Source organism: Methanosarcina sp. UBA289, from assembly GCA_002496565.1.
In the GTDB taxonomy this organism is placed as follows: Archaea; Halobacteriota; Methanosarcinia; order Methanosarcinales; family Methanosarcinaceae; genus Methanosarcina.
This window is the reverse complement of sequence record DAKJ01000006.1, coordinates 1-18,341: the sequence shown is the minus strand read 5'-3', so window position 1 is coordinate 18,341 and position 18,341 is coordinate 1. Positions and strand designations below refer to the sequence as shown.

The following is an 18,341-nucleotide window of genomic DNA, read 5'->3' as shown; positions in this document are numbered from 1 at the left end:
CAAATGAAAACTTTAACTCGAAGTATTCTGTAGATAAAAATTCACTTAATGAGAAAAGGCTAAGGAGTCCTGGACAAAGTTTAATTTATAATTCCTTATATTAACTCCTTATATTAATTCTATATCCCCTTATCCATTCTATCCGGAGGCTCTCTGTGACAGAAATCTCAAGTATGGTTATATCCCATAAAAAAGCAAAAATTGAGGAAATGGAGTCCGCCTGGCACGGAGATCTGGACGGGCTACTCCACCACCTGTGTAATTATGAGTACGTTCACGAATGTGTCGTGTTAAAAACCTGCAACCGCGTTGAAATCTATGTTGTTTCCCCCAAAAGCAGCAGTGTACTTTTCTCTTTTGCAAAGGAAATGGGAGCTTCCACCCATATTATAGATTTCTATGGGCACGATGAATCCCTTGAGCACCTTCTCAGGCTTGCTGGGGGGCTTGAGTCTATGATTGTAGGAGAAGACCAGATCCTTGGACAGATAAAAGACCTCTATGCGTATTGCAAGAAAAAAGAAACAACGGGAAAAATCCTGGATACTGCCTTTGATAAGGCTATTCAGGTCGGAAAGCGTATACGCAACGAGACCAGAATAAATAAGGGTTCGGTTTCCATAGGTTCTGCAGCTGTGGATCTTGCAGAGGACATTCTGGAAGGGCTCACAGGAAAATACGTACTTGTGATCGGAGCAGGGGAAATCGGTGTCCTTGTAGCAAAAGCTCTGGCTGAAAAGAACATTGAAGCAATCTACATTGCTAACCGTACTTTCAAAAAAGCCGAAGAAATTGCCTATGAACTAGGAGGACACGCGGTCAGGCTCGATGAAGTAGAGGTTTATCTTAAAGATGCTGACGTAGTAATCAGTGGTACAGGTGCTCCTCATTACATTTTAACCAGAGAAATTGTTGAAAAAGCTATAAAAGACCGGGATAAATCCCGTAAACTCCTCTTAATTGATATAGCAAATCCCAGGGATATCGAAGAATCGGTTGCTGAACTCGCTAACGTGGAACTGTGCAATATTGACAATCTCAGGGTAATCAGTGAGAAGACGCTCAAGATGAGGAAAGAGGAAGCTAAAAAAGCCGAAGAGATAATTCAGGATGAGATCAGGCTTTTAAATCTCCAGTATAAGCGCCAGAAAGCAGACAAAATCATTTCTGACCTTTACAGGCAGGTATACGATGTAAGGATACGGGAAAGGGAAAAAGCAGTCAACAGGCTTTGTGCTTACCATACTATAGGGGAAATTGAAACTGAGGTACTTGATGACCTTACCCATTCCATAGTAAATAAAATTCTTGCCGAACCTACCAAAGTTCTCCGCCAGGCCGCAGAACTCGGAAATGAAGAATTCCTTGACGTAGTTTCAAGGGTCTTCTGCCTGGAAAAAGAAAAGGCAAATATAGAAAAAATAAAACCCGATTGCGGAAATATGACAAATCGGGTCTCTGAAAAAGGCAACTAATAAAAAGAATCAGAAACTACATGAGATTTGCAGAGAATTCACAGAGAAGTGATCAAATGTTTCCAGATATCAGGTTAAGACGATTGAGAAAAGGAAAAATCAGGAACCTAGTGCGCGAAACTACCTTATCCCTAGACGACCTGGTTCAGCCTATTTTTGTAAATGAGACTATCGATTCTGCTGTTGAAATTTCTTCCATGCCAGGCATATACAGTTTCCCTCTCTCAGAGGTTGCAAAAGAGGCAAGAGAGATTGCAGATCTCGGGATTCCTGCAGTAATCCTTTTCGGAGTGCCTGCATTCAAAGACGCGGAAGGCAGTTCCTCCTATGGGGAAACCGATGTCCTGCAGGAAGCTGTCCGGAGAATCAAAGCCGAAGTGGGGGATGAACTTGTGGTGATCACGGATATCTGTATGTGTGAGTACACAAGCCACGGACACTGCGGAATTGTGGATTTTGAAACGAAAGAAATCCTGAATGATCCCACCCTTGAGGTTCTCGGAAAAATTGCGGTCAGCCATGCAAAAGCAGGCGCTGATATGGTAGCCCCCTCTGGAATGATGGACGGAATGGTAGAAGCGATTAGGCAAGAACTTGACCTCAACGGATTTGAGAATATTCCAATCATGTCCTATGCTGCAAAGTACCATTCTTCTTTCTATGGGCCTTTCAGGGAAGCCGCCGAATCAGGATATTCTTTCGGAGACCGATCTACTTACCAGATGGACCCTGCAAACAGTGATGAAGCTCTCAGGGAAGTAACCCTCGATGTGGCTGAAGGTGCAGATATAATAATGGTAAAGCCAGCCCTTCCTTACCTTGATATTATCTATCGTGTCAAGACGGAATACCAGATGCCCACAGCCGCATACAACGTAAGTGGGGAGTACTCCATGCTTAAAGCCGCAGCAGCTAAAGGCTGGCTTGATGAAGAGAAAACCGTGTATGAATCCCTCATTTCCATCAAAAGGGCAGGAGCTGACATTATCATCACTTACTTTGCAAAGGATGTCGCCCGCATGCTGAAGTAAGCGCCTCTTTTTCAGGCGCTCCTTCTTTTCAGAAAGTTTATTTCGTTTTTCTTCTTCCCCGTCTTTCAGCTTTCGTCTTTCAAGCTTATTGCTTATTCCAGTTACAGCCCAAACCATCAACAACTGCTTAATAGGGGAAGGCTCTGTTATAAGATAGAAAAGGAATACAGTAAGGTATAAAACGCCTTACTTCAAAGTGCAGCTTAATATATAAAGTCCGTTTAATATTAATATAGTTCGGTATAATATAGTTCGATATAATTTAGTTCGATATGATTTAGCTCAGTATAAATTCAGTTCGATATCTAATTTAAGCTCAGTTCAGAACTTCACTTGAATTCACAAAGAATTATTACAAATTTTCAGTCCAATCCGGTGAGATTTCCATGATATCCGAGGTAACACTTGAGAAGTCCAGACAGATGTATGAGAAAGCAAAGACCCTTATTCCGGGTGGGGTAAGCAGTCCTGTACGCGCAATCAAGCCCTATCCTTTCTATACAGCATCAGCCGACGGCTCAAAAATAAAAGATCTTGATGGGAACGAATACATCGATTACTGTCTGGCTTATGGCCCTGCTCTCCTTGGGCACAACCACCCTGTAATAAAAGAGGCTATTAAAGCCCAGCTCGACAAAGGCTGGCTCTACGGAACCCCAACAGAGCTTGAAGTAACTCTCGCCGAGAAAATTGCAGGGTATTATCCCAGTATTGATATGCTCCGTTTCGTATCCACAGGTACAGAAGCCACGATGAGCGCCCTTCGCCTTGCCCGTGGCTTTACTGGTAGAAACAAATTCATCAAAATTGAAGGCGGATTTCACGGGGCACATGATGCGGTACTGGTAAAAGCAGGGTCAGGAGCTACAACCCTTGGAGAACCCGATTCCCTGGGAATTCCTGCAGATTTCACGAAGTACACCCTTCAGGCTCCGTACAATGATATTGAAGCAATGACCGAGCTCGTGGAGAAGAACAGAGATGAACTGGCTGCAGTCATCATAGAGCCTGTGCTCGGTAACATAGGTCCGATAACTCCCCTTCCCGGATACCTGGAAGAACTCAGGAAGCTTACCCTGGAAAATGATGTGCTTCTTATATTCGATGAGGTTATTACCGGATTCAGGCTCGCAATGGGAGGGGCACAGGAATACTTCGGGGTCGTGCCTGATATGACCACCCTTGGAAAGATTGTGGGTGGAGGCCTGCCTATAGGGGTTTTTGGCGGCAGGCGGGAAATCATGGAAATGATCTCTCCATCCGGCCCAGTCTATCAGGCAGGAACTTTCAGCGGAAGCCCGTGTTCCGTGGCTGCAGGTATTGCAGTGCTCGACTATCTGAAAGAAGAAAAGATTCACGAAAAAGTCAATTCAAAGGGTGATTACATACGGGCTGTACTCTCCGAAATTGTAGAGGACAATGGACTTGATTACAGCGTATGCGGAATTGCTTCAATGTTCAAGATATTCTTCGGGGCAGAACCTCACAATTACCAGGAAGCTCTGAAGTGCGATAAGGAGGGTTACCTTGCTTTCTTCCACAGGATGCTCGCAAGCGGAATTTTCCTCCCTCCCTCACAGTTTGAGACCAATTTCGTCTCCGCAGCCCACAGCGAAGAGGACATCGAAAAAACCCTTAAAGCATATACTGAAAATCTCTGAGCGGATTTACATCTTTGAAAACGAGGATTTCACATGATTATAGGTACGCGGGGCAGCCAGCTTGCACTTGCCCAGGCCGAGAATGTTAAACGCCTTTTGAAAGCACAGGGCGTTGAAACCAGCTTGAAAATCATAAAAACCAACGGAGATCGGTTTACGGACCGGCCTCTGCACGCAATCTCAAGCGGAGTTGGGGCTTTTGTAAGGGAACTGGACGAAGTTATGCTTGCAGGAGAAATAGACATAGCAGTCCATTCTATGAAGGATATGCCAACGATTCGCCCGCCGACCCTTCCAACCGCTGCCGTTCTGAAGCGTGATACCCCATTTGATATCTTGCTGACTTATGACGGGACATCCCTGGATGAGCTTCCCGAGCAGTCCATTATAGGTACCAGTTCCCTGAGAAGAGCTGCCCAGATCAAGCGCTACAGGCCTGACCTTATTACACAGGATTTGAGGGGTAATATCGATACGAGGCTCAGGAAACTCAAAGAAGGGCAATATGATGGCATCCTGCTTGCCAAGGCAGGGCTTGAACGCATGGGCTGGGAACTTGAAGGTGAGATTCTTTCTCCTGATTTCTTCTGTCCCTCTCCTAACCAGGGTACGGTTGCAGTTGTCACAAGGGCAGACACTGAAGCTGAAGCTGCAGTTTCCAAACTTGACCATACCGACAGCCGGATTGCCACCGAAATCGAGCGCATCCTAATTTCCGAACTCGGTGGAGGTTGCACCACTCCCATAGGTTCTTATGCCGAAATTACACCTGACCGGAAAGAAATCCATGTGCGGGCTGAGGTTCTTTCCCTTGATGGAACAGAAACTGTAGGAATAAATGAATACATACCTATGGCAGGAGGCATCGAGAAAGCCAGGGAGCTCGGACGCAGACTTGTACAGATGGGTGGAAAGAGACTAGCTGAAGAAGCACTCCTGCAGATTTCCAGAGATTCGTGTGACTCAGATGATTTATACGAGTGAATAATGCGAATGATAATAAGAACGATATTCTAACAGGGCAGAAAGGAGCCAGCTAATGTATACTCTTACCGGACTTAAACTGAAAAACCCGACCATTCTTGCAGCCGGAGTGCTTGGCACAACTGGGGCATCTTTGTGCAGGGTTGCACGTGAGGGAGGAGCAGGCGCGGCTGTGACCAAATCCATAGGTCCCATGCCTAAAACCGGGCATCCAAACCCAAGCATGGTCAAGCTTGACTACGGATTTTTGAACGCAATGGGACTTCCGAATCCTTCCTATCCTGCTTTTATCCAGGAACTCGAGATTGCAAAAAAGGACTCCGGAGTCCCGATAATTGCAAGCATCTTCGGTGGAAGTCCTGCCGAATTTGAGGAAGTTGCTGAAGGTATGCTTCCTGCAAAGCCCGATGCTTTTGAGCTTAATGTAAGTTGTCCACATGCAGAAGGATATGGAGCTGACATTGGCTCTAACCCCTGCCTTGTAGAGGCAGTAACAGCCGCAGTAAAAGATGTGGCAAATGTGCCAGTATGGGTTAAACTTACCCCGAATGTTTCTGATATTACGTGCATAGGTAATGCAGCAGAATCAGGGGGTGCCGATGCAGTTGTTGCAATTAATACCTTAAAAGGGATGGCTATAGATATCGAGTCCGGATATCCTGTTCTTGGAAACCGTTCAGGAGGACTTTCAGGAAAGGCTGTCAAACCCGTAGCTGTCAAATGCGTTTATGACCTATATACTGCCCTGGAAATTCCTGTAATAGGGGTAGGAGGGGTATCTTCCTGGCAGGACGCGGTAGAAATTATGATGGCAGGGGCTGCGGCTGTCCAGGTAGGATCAGCCGTCTATGACAGGCTTGACATCTTCTCAGAAATCAGTACAGGTATCGAAGCTTTTCTGCAGAGGAAAGGCTATTCGGATGTAAAAGAATTAATAGGGCTTGCCCATGAGATGGTCTGATGCTACCTCTTAATGCTACAATATTACGGATAAATGAAGAGTCTCCTTCGGTTAAGACTTTTTTCTTTGATCTCCAGTTTGAGACTATGAAGCCCGGCCAGTTCGTGATGGTCTGGGTCAGGGGTGTGGACGAGGTGCCTATGGGCCTCTCGAGTAAGAACTCCATAACTGTCCAGAAAGTAGGGGAGGCAACTTCAAAGCTTTTTGAGTTAAAAGAAGGGGATTCTTTCGGACTCAGAGGGCCTTTCGGAAAGGGCTTTTCCCTGCCATCGGAAGGAGAAAAAACTCTGGTTATTGCAGGCGGGGTCGGAGCTGCTCCTCTTGCTCCTTATGCCGAAGCAGCCCGGAGTGCAGGTTCTGAGGTACACACAGTTCTCGGAGCCCGGAGTGCAGACGATCTGCTTTTTGAAGAGCGTTTTGCAGCAGCAGGGAAAGTCTACGTTTCTACGGATGATGGCTCAAAAGGGACAAAGGGCTTTGTGACCGATGTGCTCAATGGCCTCAATCTTTCGGTTTATAACAGAATTGCAGTCTGCGGGCCGGAAATAATGATGGCTTCGGTTTTCAGGCTCCTTGAGGAAAGAAAGGCTCTTAAAAAATCTGAGTTCAGCCTTCACCGCTATTTTAAGTGCGGAATAGGTGTCTGCGGGGCGTGCTGCATAGACCGGTCCGGATTGAGAGTTTGCAAGGACGGGCCTGTGTTTTCAGGTGAGCAGCTCCTTGACTCCGAGCTTGGAAAATATATGCGGGATGCCAGTGGGCGAAGAGTTAAAATTTAAGTTTGAATATATCCTTTTAAAAAATAAAGGAAAGCAGACGAAACCATCCCAGAAAGCAGGAGAAGACTGATATATGATTGGAAGGTTCAGATCAAAAGATGAAGTTTTTTATGGAGAAATCGAAAATGGGCACGTGTATCCAAAAGGAGGGACTTCCGCAGGGATCTATGAGCTTTCGGAACTTCGTATCCTGCCGCCTTCATCTCCCTCCAAAATCGTATGTGTCGGCCTTAACTACAAGGATCATGCTGAAGAGCTAAACATGAAAGTCCCGGAAAAACCTGTTCTCTTTTTAAAGCCTCCTTCAGCTGTTATAGGGCATGAAGATAAGATAATTTATCCGGAATCAAGCTCCAGAGTGGAACATGAAGCCGAACTTGCAGTCGTTATAGGCAAACGATGTAAGAATATCCCAGCCTCAAAGGCCGTGGATGTGATTGCGGGTTATACTTGCTTTAATGATGTGACCGCGCGGGATCTCCAACAAAAAGATGGACAGTGGACAAGGGCAAAGAGTTTTGATACCTTTGCAGCTTTTGGGCCTTATCTTGCTTTTCCCGACGAGATTGATATTACGGATGCAAAGATTGCCTGCAGGGTAAATGGGGAAACCAGGCAGGCTTCCAGCACTTCAAACCTTATTTTTGACATTCCTTATCTTATTGAGTTTATTACCGAAATCATGACCCTGGAAGTTGGAGATGTTATTGCCACAGGGACGCCGCCTGGGGTTGGAGAACTTCAGCGTGGAGATATTGTGGAAGTTGAAATCCAGGGAATAGGAATACTTAGAAACGAGGTTGTCTGATGCTGCTTGGAAATATCGTAACCGAACTTGACCTTACTGAGCGCCATCTTCTGGTGCTCAAAAAAGTGATTGAAGGAGCTCCTATTGGAATCCTGAAACTTGCAGAAGTTACCGGAATGCAGAACCATAAAGTGCGTTACTCACTCAGGGTCCTTGAACAGGCTAACCTTATCAAGCCCTCGGCTCAGGGTGCCGTACCCGGGGATGCAGTCCCGAAGTTCCTGGAAGATTTTGAGCTTGAGCTTAAGAAAATCAATGAGAAAGTATCCCGCATCCGGGAAATCGAAGCTTCCATTCCCAAATGAGATTTCCGTATGTAGGATAAGCTATTCAGAAAGCTTTTTTTCAGCTTTTGCCGGGAATTCCTGCGCTTCGGTGACTTTTTATAATCCTATTTACATGTTTTTCTCAACCGCAACTGTTGCGGTTGATCACGACATCATGACATATTCGATCAAGTCTTATTTAAAAAGACTTGCTCTTAATCATTCAATCCAGATTATTTTTGGAGAAGCTTCTATGACCTTAAGTCCTGAAGATCTTAAAACAATTGAAAAATACGCCTATCAAAATGCTGTAAAATATGGGAAAGCCCCCCAGCCTAAAGCTGTAATGGGCAAAGTAATGGGGGAATGCCCTCAACTCAGATCCGATCCTAATGCAGTATCTGAGGCTCTTGAAAACATTATTCCCGAGATTGCAAAGGGAAACCCTGAAACCTGGGAAGCAAAGCTCTCAGAAATTGCCCCCGAGCTCATCGAAGCCCTTAGTGTAAAAAAAGAGCCTGACAAAGGCTTAAAACCTCTTGAAGGAGCAGAAAATGGCAAAGTTGTAATGCGTTTTGCTCCGAATCCAAACGGGCCCGCAACCCTTGGCAGTGCAAGAGGCATGGTAGTTAACTCCGAATACGTGAAAATGTACAACGGAAAATTTGTCTTGCGTTTTGACGATACCGATCCTGATATAAAGCGGCCTATGCTTGAGGCTTATGACTGGTACCTCGATGACTTCAAATGGCTCGGGGTTGTACCTGACCAGGTTGTCTATGCCTCTGACCACTTCCCTATGTATTACGACTACGCAAGAAAACTTATCGAGATGGGCAAGGCTTATGTCTGCTTCTGTAAAGGAGAAGATTTCAAACGGTTTAAGGATGCAAAGCAGGCCTGCCCGCACAGGGATACCAGTCCTGAAGAAAACCTTATGCATTGGGAAAAGATGCTTGCCGGTGAATACGAAGATCAGCAGGCAGTGCTGAGAATCAAGACCGACATTAAACATAAGGATCCTGCGTTGAGGGACTGGGGAGCCTTCAGGATAAGAAAGATGTCGCATCCGCGCCCTGAAATTGGGAATAAATATGTTGTCTGGCCGCTTCTGGATTTTGCAGGCGCAATCGAAGACCACGAGCTGGGCATGACCCATATTATCCGGGGTAAAGACCTTATAGACAGTGAAAAGCGGCAGGGCTACATATACAAATACTTCGGTTGGAAATACCCGAGAACAACTCACTGGGGTAGGGTCAAGATCCATGAATTTGGAAAGTTTAGCACGAGTACCCTGAGAAAAGCCATAGAAGCAGGGGAATATAGTGGCTGGGACGACCCGAGGCTTCCCACAATCCGGGCAATCCGACGCCGTGGAATCCAGGCCGAAGCTCTGAAGAAGTTCATGATAGAGATGGGAGTCGGAATGACTGACGTGAGTATAAGCATGGAGTCTCTCTACGCCGAAAACCGCAAAATCGTGGACCCTATTGCAAACCGTTATTTCTTTGTCTGGGACCCTGTAGAACTGGAAATTACAGATTCGAAACCGACAGTTGCTAAGCTTCCTCTTCATCCCACAGACCATGCAAGGGGATTCAGGGAAATTGCTGTAGGAAATAAGGTTCTTGTCTGCACGGAGGATGTCGAAAAGCTGGAAGTGGGTTCTGTTATCCGCTTAAAAGATTTCTGCAATATAGAGATTACTTCCCTTTCCCCACTTCAGGCAAAGCTCTCCGATGTTTCTCTTGAAGCTCTTAAAAAAGCAAAGGCAAAAATCATCCACTGGGTCCCACTTGAAGGAATAAATGTGAAAGTACGCGGTCCCGAAGGTGATCTAAAAGGTATCGGTGAGCAGGGGATTGCAACCGAGCTTGACAACATTGTACAGTTTGAGCGCTTCGGTTTTTGCAGGATAGATACCGTAAGTGAAGAAGAAATTGTGGCTTACTTTGCCCACAAATAATATGCCTAGAAGAAGGTGAACAGGAAACTGTTCTCTTTTCTTTTGCTCACTCTTTTTATTCATTTTTCATTGTTTCTTATTTCTTATCTGAAAGTGAACCGGCACCAATACCTCCTGCCGCAAACTTTTCTGTTTCTCCAATTTCTGGGAAAGCACCATTAAACGTTAAATTTACTGACACAAGTACAGGAACGCCAACTGCATGGAAATGGAATTTCGGAAACGGAACAACTTCAACAGCCAAAAATCCAACGCATAAGTACTCCAAAGTAGGAAAATACAAAGTAACACTTACAGTAACTAACTCTGCGGGTAGCAATACAGCAACAAAATCAAATTATATAACAGTAACAACAGCTGCGACAAAACCAGTCGCTGCATTCTCTGCATCTCCAACATCAGGAAAAGTTCCATTAAATGTTAAATTTACCGATGCAAGCACAGGAACACCAAAGAAATGGAAATGGGATTTTGGAGACGGAACAATTTCAACCAAGCAGAATCCAACGCATAAGTATTCCAAAACAGGGAAATATACTGTTAAACTTACAGTAACAAATGCGGCAGGCATCAACACGGTGACAAAATCAAATTATATAACCGTGACAGGAACTTCGCAAGCTCCGACTGCAGATTTCTGGGGATCGCCACTCTCAGGAAAAGCGCCACTAAAGGTAACATTTACTGAGACAAGCAAAGGATCGCCAACCTCATGGAAATGGAATTTCGGAGATGGAAAATCTTCAACAGAAAAGAGTCCAACACACACATATTCAGCCGCAGGAACCTACACGGTTAAACTTACAGCAACAAATGCAGCAGGAAGTAGTACAAAAACAAAATGGAATTATATAAAAGTGGCAAAGTGACTGCAATTTCGAAAATGATCGTAAATCTTCTGGGGCTCTATAAGATTAGATTTACAGTAAGTAATGTGGAAGGCAACAGTACTGTAACGAAGACAAACTTCATAAAGGTGACAACAAACACAAGGCTGGGAATATACTCCGAAAGTAAATAAAACTGAATTGGAAAAAGAAAAAGATCAAGGAGAAAGGGCGTGATAGTATCATTGATAATATATGATAAACACGCCCTTTGACCTTATTTTAAAATAATTGAAAGCCACCCTCATACTCTCAATTCTTCATACTCTCAATTTTTCAATAACCGGCTCCCAAGATATAATTTCTTAACTTTTTTAGCTAATGTGAAATTCTTAATGTTTTTGTCTCATGCTTTTGTGCCGAAATACTTGTGTTTCTACACTGATCCGCTTCAATCAGATACTTTTACATAAATCTTAGAAATGTGGATATAATTAGAGTCAGTCATTCTCCAATAAATCATATTATTATATATTGTATACTTTCCAAATTTTTTTTGAAAAATGCAAAAATATTTTATAATATAACCTGTATAAACCTAGATGTCAACTTAGCAGTTAAACAACAGAAAGTGAAAAACCTTTCAGAAGAGTTGACCCGGCTAGAGGCCGTGTTAGTAAAAAAAGTAACTATTGACCAGAAGGAATAACATCCTATGGTGGTCAGTAGCAGGTTTTGAGTGATAGAAGCCAAAACTTCTAATATCCGACCCCACCTCCAATGACTGATCCCTATAATGTAATTGGAGAGTGAGACTCTGTGTGCAACGTGTCCGCCCCACATAAATCGCAGAGAACTGAATTAGATAGATTCAAAAATATTACGCAGACGTAATAATAATCTTTGAATTACCGTATAGACCCGGCATAATTAGATATTGATATACTCGGTCTAATTAGATAGTTCGGAAAAAACATTACGAGTACGTAATATGGAATTTTGAGAAATATCTGGGAAAGAGTATGCGATTATCCTGGAATTTTTGAGTTGCTCAAATTCGAATTCCAACCTAGAGGCGATACGATGCTAAAAATAAAGCAGGAAACCCTATTCCCGAAACCATGTCTTATTTTAACAGCCGTATCAACTGTTGGGAGAAATATAACTATCTTATAGTTTTTTGAGTTTACGCAGATTCCAAATCCAACCCAAAGGTGATACGATGCTAAAAGTAGAGCAGGAAACCCTATTCCTGATACCATGTCTTAGTTTAACGGCCGTATGTGCTTTTGGGAAGATATACTAGTCCCTATAAGGTTTTTTTGAGTTTACTCAAATTCCAAATCCAACCCAAAGGTGATACGATGCTAAAAAGACAACTAGGAACCCTATTCCTGGTAACATGCCTTATTTTAACAACCGTACCTGCTGCGTTAGGCGCACAAAATGCAATAACTGTTAATCCGACGTCTGGATCAGATGCCCAGACTGCAATTAATAAAGCAATTAATTCTGTTGCATCAGGAGCAACATCAAGCAACCCTGGATATGTTATCCTTGGTGCTGGCACTTATCAGATAAGTGCACCTATAATTTTGAAATCTAATGTGGTACTGAAAGGTGCAGGCGACGATACAATAATCTTTGCTACCGGTTCAGTTTGTAACTCCGAAGGATCGCCTGCATATGTGTTCGGGTCAGGTGTTTCTAACGTTGAAGTATGTGACCTTCAGTTCAAAAGTACAGCAACTGGACCAAGTGACGGAGGGCACGGAAACTATCGAAACTGCATACAATTCAGATCATCGAGTGATTGTAAAGTACACGATATTTTGTTCACTCGCTATCTGTACAGTGATGGTGTCAGAGTTAGTAAAAGTTCTGGAATAGAAGTATATAATTGCAGAATGCATTCGGTAGGACATGATGGTGTAGCATTTTTATCCGGAACTAAGGATTCCAGAATGTATAACTGTGATGTTGAGGTTCAAACCAATACAGGTGTCAGGATAGACAATTGCGCAAATATTGAAGTGGATCACAATACCTTCTCAGGTAATGCTGGATCTGGCTGGTGCTGCGTTGAGCTGGAAAATTCACTGACAAATACGAATGTCCATCATAATATCATGCATGATTTCAAAGGATCAAGCAGCAGTGCAGGCATTGGAAATGTTCATGCAAGCGGATCTATTAGAGTTCATGATAACGTTATGTGGAACGTGTCACCTTACGTTACTGTAGGATCAGGCTCAAACACACTGGGACCATCTGATCACAGTGTTGAGAACTGGGTAGCGAAAGGATATGGATACGGCTCTCTGGGCAACTGATTCAACAAACACGATGGAACATATTCAATATTAAGAAGAGTCCTGCACACACTTACAGGATCGTATAGTTCGAGAGCTTCGGTTTTTGTAGGATCGATGCGGTAGAGAAAGACGAAATTATGGCGTATTTGCCCATAAGTGATTTTCGGAAATAAAAGGGGCAGATAACTGTCCTTTTTCTTTTATCTACTCTCCATTAATTTTTTTGTTTTTATCAATAATGAGAAAGTGTAGATTAATCAGTCTCTTTAAGATCTACTCGTTGGAAGTATGTTAATATTACCCGTTATCTAATTGTGGAAATAATTTAAATTTTAAGACAAGTTTAAAAAATAATTATGGATTATGAATTAACATATTTATTTTCATAAATTTTTCAGTTACGATAAGGAAAGCAAAAATATTTTTCTTTATCGATTTCTAAAAAGTTTTACTGTTGTAGTTCGAATTTTTAAAGTTAATAACAGAAGTGTTCAATTAAGTTTGGTACTTGTCTTAAAATTTAAATTATTTCCACAATTAGATTTCTCTAATAACTTATTAATATTTTACATTACTTGTTTTCAAAATTTTTCCGAAAAATAAATACTATTTTATAATATAGCCTGTATAAACCTGAAATGCCAACTTAGCAATAAAATAGCAGATAGATGAAAACTTTTCAAAAAAGTTAACTTTGCTAGAGGCCGTGGTTAGTGAAACAGGAAGTATCGACCAGAAGAATAACATCCTATGGTCAGTAACAGATTTTGAGAAATAGAAGCAAAATCTTCTAATGTCCAACCCACCTCCAATTATAGAACTTTGAGAAAATATCTAGGAAAGAGTATACGATTATCCTGAGTTTTTGAGTTTACTTAAATTTTAAATCCAACCCAAAGGTGATACGATGTTTAAAATGAAGCAGGAAGCCCTATTCCTGACAACATATCTTAGTTTAACGGCCGTATGTGCTTTGGGAAAAATAGACTCTAACCCTATGGAATTCTTTGTTTACTCAAATTCCAAATCCAACCCAAAGGTGATATGATGCTAAAAAGACAGATAGGAACCCTATTCCTAGTAACATGCCTTATTTTAACAACCGTACCTGCTGCGTTAGGCGCACAAAATACAATAACTGTAAATCCGACGTCTGAACCAGATGCCCAGACTGCAATTAATAAAGCAATTAATTCTGTTGCATCAGGAGCAACATCAAGCAACCCTGGATATGTTATCCTTGGTGCTGGCACTTATCAGATAAGTGCACCTATAATTTTGAAATCTAATGTGGTACTGAAAGGTGCAGGCGACGATACAATAATCTTTGCTACCGGTTCAGTTTGTAACTCAGTGAGATCGCCTGCATATGTGTTCGGGTCAGGTGTTTCTAACGTTGAAGTATGTGACCTTCAGTTCAAAAGTACAGCAACTGGACCAAATGATGGAGGTCATGGAGGCTATCGAAACTGCATACAATTCAGGTCATCGAGTGATTGTAAAGTACACGATATTTTATTCACTCGCTATCTGTATAGTGATGGTGTCAGAATCACTAAAAGCTCTGGAATAGATGTATACAATTGCAGAATGCATTCCGTAGGACACGACGGTGTAGGATTCTTATCCGGTACTAAGGATTCCAGAATGTATAACTGTGATGTTGAGGTTCAAACCAATACAGGTGTCAGGATAAACAATTGCACAAACATTGAAGTAGATCATAATACCTTCTCAGGTAGTGCCGAATCTGGCTGGTGTTGTGTTGAGATGGTAAATTCATTGACGAATGTGAATGTCCATCATAATATCATGCATGATTTCAAAGGATCAAGCAGCAGTGCAGGCATTGGAAATTTTAATGCAAGAGGGTCAATTAACGTTCATGATAACGTTATGTGGGCTGTGTCGCCTTACGTTATGGTAGGATCAGGTTCAAACATATTGGGGCCATCTGATCACAGTGTTGAGAATTGGGTAGCGAAAGGATATGGATATGGCTCTCTTGACAACTGATTCAACAAACACGATGGAACATATTCAACAGATGGAATGTACTCAACATTATGAGTCCTGCACAACATACAGTAAAGCGGGAAAATACACTGTCAGCTTAACAGTGAAGAACGCTAAAGGCAGTAACACTAAAACTATGGCTGGATATATTGTAGTATCCAAAAAATGAATACCTTAAATTGAAAAACGATGAAAGAGATCAAGACTAAAGGGCGTGTAGAATCAATGATCAAATCTGACAAAACCAACCCTTTAGCCTTGTATTACCAGGTTTGAGAGTCGGCATTGTGCTTGCGGTTTTCGGCAATCGACTGTCACTACATAACATCTCGACTTTTTTATATTTGGAGTTTTCAATTAGTGCTTCCAATTGAAGTACTATAAGTTTAGATATATACTCCAATTGGAAAATTAGTAATAATATTTGCTTGTTTTAATTGCTATTAGGTTAATTAAAGCATATACTTGACTTGAAAAAGCGTAGCAGAATATAATTTTTGGAGAAGATGTGGAATAAAAAGAAACATCAACAACTTTTGAAAAGATAAAACAGGCGTTGAATGTAAAATATATCTTCAAGAGAAGCAGGAATTGTGAATCAAAATAGACTTTAAAGAAATTTCAGTAGATATTCCAAGAAGAATAATATTTCTTATGTAGTACTTTTAGACAATTACTCAAAATATGCAATTATGATTGGCAGTATTTCAGTATAAATCCGACATCAAGTTTTCGTATTACATAAATGAACCTATTTTTATGTCTCAAATTTTGACTTGAAAATCTCTTAAAATTTGTAATTTAACAGAAAAAACAACACCCCAATTTATTAAATGCATTAATATTCGTACTCGGTCAAGATTCGAAAAATCAAATGAGTATCATTTTTCATGCTAATGTCTAAGATTTATCTTAAAGTTGAATTTGATTTTTACAATAAAGAAAGGACTGGAGCCCATGTTTTTCGTATAAATTAAACCGAAGTTTATTTGATATTACAAAGCCGCATCAAATAACACATAAAATAAAAGAAATAACTAAAAATTAAATTATTTAGTCAAATATTCGAAACATTTTAATATAAAATAGAGAAAGATAGAATGAATCATTGATCGTGGAACAAAAATAGCTAATTTCCTAGCATGTAAGACCTAACATACAATCTCTATAACAAGAACCCCTATAACGGTTCTTTCTTAGAGGATATGAATACGGTATAAATAAGTACCAACGGTAGACTTTAAGATTGGACAATGCCAAAATTGAACAAAATAGATTTGATGTTTGTTAATTTTGTTAGATCTACATGGAATCTATAGCTACATCCCGATTTCATGATTGTCATAAACTCCGCTTCAGTCTGTAAACAAAAAACAAAAACCACCTAGATTTTGGAACTGAGTTTTAGATAACGAAACCTGTATTCGGTAGGTCGACATTAGGATTTGGATATTTTTCATGAAGGTATCATCTTCAAACTGTACGGGAAAAAATAAGCATCACATATTTGCTGAAATTAAAAAAATTATTCAAACATAAAAATATTTAATAAATTTATTCGACTTTCAAAATATGTGATAGAATTATTGTGTTTTTGATTAGAAAATTTTCCCTTGAGATGAAGAAGGTATCAGGATAGCGCTTTTCAGAAATTAGATAAATCCGTACTGTATTTGAAACTGGATAACATATGGGCTAAATCTCATTATCGAAATATTCAGCGGACCATTTTTGCAGTTTCTTAGTACGGGATGAAATCTAAGGTTCCACAAAACGCTGTCGGTAAAAATATTTGGAAAAACGATTTACCTGCTGAATCCAGGACGAAATATAACGGAGCCAGATGATGAAAAAAAATGAAAAATTGTGTTCAGTAGTTTTAGCTTCAGCAGCGATCTTTTTAGTTTTAATTCTGATGTTATCTACTGCATCGGCAGCTACTGCACAAAGTACTTCGAACACGGCTAGATATGCATATATTACGAATAGCGGCAGTACTACTGTCTCTGTAATTGACACCTCAAGTAACACTGTTAAAGCCACGGTGAATGTAGGCTACAACCCTTACGGGGTTGCAGTTAGCCCGGATGGAACAAAGGTGTATATCGCGAGCGATGTCAGCGACGCAGTCTCTATAATTAATACAGCTACAAACAAGGTTACAGCCACGGTAAAAGTAGGATCTAATCCCTGGGGAGTTGCAGTCAACCCTAAGGGAACAAAGGTATATGTGGCGAACGAGGGCAGTGGTACTGTCTCTGTAATTGACCCTGCAGCCAACAAGGTTACAGCCACGGTAGAAGTGGGAAATTATCCCTGTGGAATTGCAGTCAGTCCAGATGGAACAAAAGTATACGTTGTGAATACCCTCGATAACAATGTCGCTGTAATTAACGCAGATACAAACAAAGTTACAGCCACGGTGAATGTAGGAAATCTCCCTACTGGAGTTGCAGTTAGTCCAGATGGAACAAAAATATATGTGACGAACGAATACAACGTCTCTGTAATTGACACAGCAACAAATAAGGTTACAGCCACGGTGACTGTAGGAAGTTATCCGTGGGGAGTTGCAGTCAACCCGACGGGAACAAAGGCATATGTAACGAACTATGGAGATAACACTGTCTCTGTGATTGATACTGCCACAAGCAAAGTTACAGCCACTATAAAAGTAGGAAGCTACCCATTAGGAATTGCCATCAACCCTGAGGGAACAAGGGTATACGTGGCAAATGAAGAAAGCAATACTGTATCCGTAATTAACACCGCCACAAACAAAGTTATAGCTACGGTGAAGGTAGGAGAAGATCCGGCTGCCTTCGGGCAGTTTATAGGTACTACTCAAGTACAAAATCCAGTAACTCCGGTTGCAAGTTTCACTAGTGATGTCACATCAGGAAAAGCACCATTAAACGTTGTGTTTACGGATACCAGCACAGGAACTCCTACTTCATGGAAATGGGATTTTGGAGATGGAACATCGTCAACCCTGCAGAATCCAACACATAAATATTCCAAAGCAGGAAAATACACAGTAACATTGACAGCAACAAATGCAGCTGGAAGTAACACGGTTAAAAAATCAAATTACATAACAGTAACAATAGCTGCAACAAAACCGGTTGCTGAGTTTTCGGCTTCTCCGACATCAGGAAGTGAACCACTAAACGTTGTGTTTACGGATACCAGCACAGGAGCTCCCACATCATGGAAATGGGATTTTGGAGACGGAACGAGCTCAACAGC

At 41.6% G+C, this 18,341-nt stretch carries 13 protein-coding genes and 1 pseudogene; all 14 read left to right on the top strand.

What is annotated here, in order from left to right; translation table 11 throughout:
• Window positions 1–155 precede the first annotated feature (155 nt).
• Window positions 156–1,475 carry a glutamyl-tRNA reductase gene (gene hemA, locus BP549_RS02410; protein WP_292377820.1) on the top strand — a complete coding sequence of 440 codons (1,320 nt, stop codon included), beginning with the start codon at window positions 156–158 and terminating at the stop codon, window positions 1,473–1,475.
• A 56-nt stretch (window positions 1,476–1,531) separates the two neighbouring features.
• Complete coding sequence (gene hemB / locus BP549_RS02405; protein ID WP_292377818.1) at window positions 1,532–2,506, top strand: porphobilinogen synthase; 975 nt, start codon at window positions 1,532–1,534, stop codon at window positions 2,504–2,506.
• 386 nt (window positions 2,507–2,892) lie between these two features.
• Window positions 2,893–4,167, top strand: a complete 1,275-nt coding sequence (gene hemL / locus BP549_RS02400; RefSeq protein ID WP_292374378.1) for a glutamate-1-semialdehyde 2,1-aminomutase — start codon at window positions 2,893–2,895, stop codon at window positions 4,165–4,167.
• Window positions 4,168–4,200: 33 nt separating this feature from the next.
• Window positions 4,201–5,151: a hydroxymethylbilane synthase gene (gene hemC / locus BP549_RS02395; protein WP_292377815.1), complete on the top strand. Its 951-nt coding sequence runs from the start codon at window positions 4,201–4,203 to the stop codon at window positions 5,149–5,151.
• 55 nt (window positions 5,152–5,206) lie between these two features.
• Window positions 5,207–6,112: a dihydroorotate dehydrogenase gene (locus BP549_RS02390; RefSeq protein WP_292377814.1), complete on the top strand. Its 906-nt coding sequence runs from the start codon at window positions 5,207–5,209 to the stop codon at window positions 6,110–6,112.
• On the top strand, window positions 6,112–6,891 hold the full coding sequence (locus tag BP549_RS02385) for a dihydroorotate dehydrogenase electron transfer subunit (RefSeq protein WP_292377811.1): 780 nt from the start codon (window positions 6,112–6,114) through the stop codon (window positions 6,889–6,891). The genes BP549_RS02390 and BP549_RS02385 overlap by 1 nt, the downstream gene beginning before the upstream one ends.
• Window positions 6,892–6,964: 73 nt before the next feature.
• Window positions 6,965–7,699 carry a fumarylacetoacetate hydrolase family protein gene (locus tag BP549_RS02380; protein WP_292377810.1) on the top strand — a complete coding sequence of 245 codons (735 nt, stop codon included), beginning with the start codon at window positions 6,965–6,967 and terminating at the stop codon, window positions 7,697–7,699.
• Window positions 7,699–8,004, top strand: coding sequence for a hypothetical protein (locus BP549_RS02375; protein ID WP_292377808.1), 306 nt, complete (start codon window positions 7,699–7,701; stop codon window positions 8,002–8,004). Before BP549_RS02380 ends, BP549_RS02375 begins: the two co-directional genes overlap by 1 nt.
• A 214-nt stretch (window positions 8,005–8,218) precedes the next feature.
• Complete coding sequence (locus BP549_RS02370) at window positions 8,219–9,934, top strand: glutamate--tRNA ligase (protein WP_292377862.1); 1,716 nt, start codon at window positions 8,219–8,221, stop codon at window positions 9,932–9,934.
• A 113-nt stretch (window positions 9,935–10,047) separates the two neighbouring features.
• A pseudogene (locus BP549_RS02365) lies at window positions 10,048–10,803 on the top strand (PKD domain-containing protein); the annotation flags it as partial.
• 1,322 nt (window positions 10,804–12,125) lie between these two features.
• Complete coding sequence (locus tag BP549_RS02360; RefSeq protein ID WP_292377805.1) at window positions 12,126–13,094, top strand: right-handed parallel beta-helix repeat-containing protein; 969 nt, start codon at window positions 12,126–12,128, stop codon at window positions 13,092–13,094.
• Between the two features lie 1,026 nt (window positions 13,095–14,120).
• Window positions 14,121–15,092, top strand: a complete 972-nt coding sequence (locus BP549_RS02355; protein ID WP_292377803.1) for a glycosyl hydrolase family 28-related protein — start codon at window positions 14,121–14,123, stop codon at window positions 15,090–15,092.
• The gene (locus BP549_RS15760; RefSeq protein ID WP_349682319.1) at window positions 15,067–15,261 is read left to right on the top strand and encodes a PKD domain-containing protein; all 195 of its coding nucleotides are present in this window, start codon (window positions 15,067–15,069) and stop codon (window positions 15,259–15,261) included. Before BP549_RS02355 ends, BP549_RS15760 begins: the two co-directional genes overlap by 26 nt.
• Before the next feature lie 1,695 nt (window positions 15,262–16,956).
• Window positions 16,957–18,341: PKD domain-containing protein (locus BP549_RS02350; RefSeq protein WP_292377801.1), on the top strand; the 1,385-nt coding region annotated here is incomplete at its 3' end.